Annotated in this window: 3 protein-coding genes; all 3 read left to right on the forward strand. The window is 75.2% G+C overall.

The genetic code is table 11. The features are described from left to right. The first annotated feature begins 113 nt into the window (after positions 1–113). From ACFU0Y_RS17650 to ACFU0Y_RS17660, 3 genes are read left to right on the forward strand one after another with little or no spacing between them, the layout of a single operon-like run. Positions 114–1442: a DUF1972 domain-containing protein gene (locus tag ACFU0Y_RS17650; RefSeq protein ID WP_380216182.1), complete on the forward strand. Its 1329-nt coding sequence runs from the start codon at positions 114–116 to the stop codon at positions 1440–1442. After that, a complete protein-coding gene (locus ACFU0Y_RS17655) occupies positions 1439–2179 on the forward strand; it encodes a CDP-alcohol phosphatidyltransferase family protein (protein ID WP_380216184.1) in 741 nt (246 codons plus the stop codon). The genes ACFU0Y_RS17650 and ACFU0Y_RS17655 overlap by 4 nt, the downstream gene beginning before the upstream one ends. Beyond that, positions 2176–3411, forward strand: coding sequence for a glycosyltransferase (locus ACFU0Y_RS17660; protein WP_380216186.1), 1236 nt, complete (start codon positions 2176–2178; stop codon positions 3409–3411). Before ACFU0Y_RS17655 ends, ACFU0Y_RS17660 begins: the two co-directional genes overlap by 4 nt. Positions 3412–3446: the final 35 nt, after the last annotated feature.

Here is a 3446-nt window from a genome sequence, read left to right on the forward strand (position 1 = left end):
GCACCGGGGGGTGCCGGCGGAAGGACCCGGACCACACCGCACCATCAGCAACGGGCGACCGTGGGGACGGCCGCCCGGCTTCCGGACAGGAAGCACCACAGGGGGGAGAGACCATGCAGGAGAACACGGGCCGGACCACCGGCCAGGGGACGGGCAGCGGGGTGCTGCGCATCGGGATGATCGGGACCAGGGGGGTCCCGGCCGCCTACGGGGGGTTCGAGACCGCGATCGAGGAGATCGGCTCGCGCCTGGCCGGTCGCGGGCACGACGTGGTGGTGCACTGCCGGCGCGGCAACGCCGCGAAGCTCAGCGGCGACCCGACCACCCCGGACCCCAGCACGCACCGGGGCATGCGCCTGGTGCACCTGCCGGCCGTGCACGGCAAGGCCGTCGAGACGCTCAGCCACACGACGATGTCCGGTCTGCGCCACCTGGCGCGGCGGGACACGGACGTGAACTTCGTCTTCAACCCGGCCAACGCGCCGCTGCTGCCCCTCCTGCGCGGCGGCGGCACCCCGGTGGTCGTCCACGTGGACGGCCTCGACTGGAAGCGCGGCAAGTGGGGACCGGTGGGACGGGCCTACTACCGCCGCGCCGAGGCGCTGTCCGTCCGCTGGGCGGACGCGCTGATCGCCGACGCGATCGGGATCCAGGACTACTACCGGCACGAGTTCGACGTCGGCACCACGATGCTGTCCTACGGTGCCCCCGTCCTCGGGGACATCGGCTCCGACGCGCTGGCCGGTCTCGGCCTGGCACCGCACGGCTACCACCTGGTGGTCGCCCGGCTGGAGCCGGAGAACCACGTGGAGATGATCGTGGAGGGCTACCACCGCAGCTCGGCGACCCTTCCCCTCGTGGTCGTGGGCACCGCGCCGTACGCCGCCGACTACATCGACCGGATCGAGCGCACGGCCGCGGCCGACCCCCGGATCCGCCTGCTCGGCGGCGTCTGGGACCAGGACGTGCTGAACCAGCTCTACGGCAACGCCCTCACCTACCTGCACGGGCACTCCGTGGGCGGGACGAACCCGTCCCTGCTCCGCGCCATGGGTGCGGCCGCCTCGACGCTGGCCTACGACGTGGTCTTCAACCGCGAGGTCCTCGGGGCGGACGCCCGGTACTTCGGCGACGCCGAGGACCTGCCCGCGCTGCTCACGGCCGCCGAGGCCGATCCGGCGGACCAGCTCCGCCGGGGCGAGCGCCTGGCCGTCCGGGTCCGCGAGCGCTACGACTGGGACCGCGTGACGGACGGCTACGAGCAGCTCGCACGGCGCGTGGCCGCCGGGTCCTCCACCCGGGGCACGGCCACGGGTCGGCGCACCGGGCGGGTGTGGGCCTCCGACCCGACCGCCCGGCGGTCCCCCGCGGACGCGCCCGCCGCGGCCCGGGGCGGGGCGCCGCGGGAGACCGCGGCCGCCGAGGAGGTGCGGGTCCTTTGACCACGACCTCCGAGCGCCCGGACGCCACGACCTACTGGGGGACGGTGGCGCAGCTCGCCGCCGCGCAGAAGGGCCGCGCCGCGGGAGCCCCCGCCTACTCCGTGTTCGTCAACCGGCCGGCGGGGCGGCTGCTGGCCGCGGCCGCCCACCGGGCCGGTCTCACCCCCAACCAGGTCACCGCGGTCAGCGCGGCGTGCTCCGCCGCGGGCATCCTGGTCCTCGCCCTGGTCCCGCCCACGGCGTGGTCGGGGGTGCTGGTCGCGTTCCTGCTGGCCCTGGGCTACGCCTTCGACTCCGCGGACGGGCAGGTGGCGCGTCTGCGCGGCGGGGGCTCGGCGGCGGGGGAGTGGCTGGACCACGTCATCGACTGCGCCAAGATCTCCCTGCTGCACATCGCGGTCCTGGTGGCCGCCGTGCGGTTCTTCGAGGTCCCCACGGCCTGGCTGCTCGTGCCCCTGGCGTTCCTGTTCCTGGACAACGTGGCGTTCTTCACGATCATCCTCAACGACTCGCTCAAGCAGATCCGCGGCGTGCCGGTGCGCCCACCGGGGCAGTTCCGCCCGGTGCGCTCCGTGGTGCTGCTGGCCGTCGACTACGGGGTCGTGTGCCTCTCCTTCGCGCTGCTGGGGTGGACCGACGCGTTCGTCGTCGTCTACTCCCTGCTGTGCGCCGCCCTGGCCGGGCACACCGCCCTGGCCCTGCCCAAGTGGTTCAACGACATGAGGAGGCTCGGATGAGCCCGCGCACCGACCACCGCCCCCAGGGACCCGTCCTGGTGGTCCACCCCAGCTCGGACCTCTACGGCGCCGATCGCATGCTGCTCGAGTCGGTCCGCCAGCTCGTGGCCGCGCACGGCGACGTCGTCGTGGCGGTCCCCGGTCCCGGCCCCCTGGTGCCGCGGCTGCTGGCGGCGGGCGCCCGGGTCGAGGAGGTCTTCAGCCTCGTGCTGGAGAAGCGCTTCCTGGAGCCCCGGCACTGGCCCGCGCTGCTGCACGACACCGCCGCGGGCGTGCTGCCGGCCGTCCGGATGCTGCGCCGGCTGCGGCCGCGGGCCGTGTACGTCAGCACGGAGGTGCTGCCGCTCTGGCCGCTGCTGGCGCGCCGGAGCGGGGCGCACGTCGTGGTGCACGTGCACGAGGCGGAGCTCGAGATGCCGGCCCTCATCCGGCTCGGTCTGGCGCTGCCGGTGCTGCCGGCCCACCGGGCGCTCGTCAACAGCGAGTGCACGCTCGGCGGGCTCGTGGAGTCGGTGCCGTGGCTGGCCCGCCGGGCGACCGTCGTGCTCAACGGCGTGGCCGGGCCGGTGGCCCCTGCACCTGCCCGCGCGGACCTGGACGGGAGGCTGCGCATCCTCTACGTGGGACGGCTCTCCGAGCGCAAGGGCGTGCACCTGCTCGTGGACGCCCTGCGCGTGCTCGAGGACCGCGGGATCGACGCCGTGCTGGACCTCGTGGGGGACGTGGTCCCGGGCAAGGAGTGGTACGAGGAGAAGCTCCGGCAGGCGATCGACACGGCCGGGGTGGGCGCCCGGATCCGCTTCCGCGGCTTCCACGCGGACGTGTGGCCCTGGATGGCCGCCGCGGACGTCGTCGTCGTTCCTCCGGTGGTGACCGAGGCGTTCGGCAACACCGCGGTGGAGGCGGTGCTCGCCGCCCGGCCCGTGGTGGTCGCCGACCACACCGGGCTGCGGGAGGCGGTGGCGGGCTACGGCAGTGTGCGAGGCGCGGACACCTTCGCCCCCGACGCCGCCGTCCAGCTGGCCGACGCGTTCGAGGCGGTGCGCGACGACTGGCCGCGCATCCGCGCCGCCGCCGTGGCGGACGCCGCCGTGGCACGGGTGCGGCACGACCCCCGCGTCTACGGCGCCCAGGTGGCCGAGGCCGTGGCCGCGGCACCTGTCCGCGGACGACCGGCCGCCGCCGGCGGCCGGGGCCGCACCTCATCGATACGTCAGGAGCGACCGGCATGAACAACACCCCCACCCAGGACCCGACGGCGCGGCGG

This window comes from Kocuria sp. NPDC057446, assembly GCF_042802875.1.
GTDB lineage: Bacteria > Actinomycetota > Actinomycetes > Actinomycetales > Micrococcaceae > Kocuria.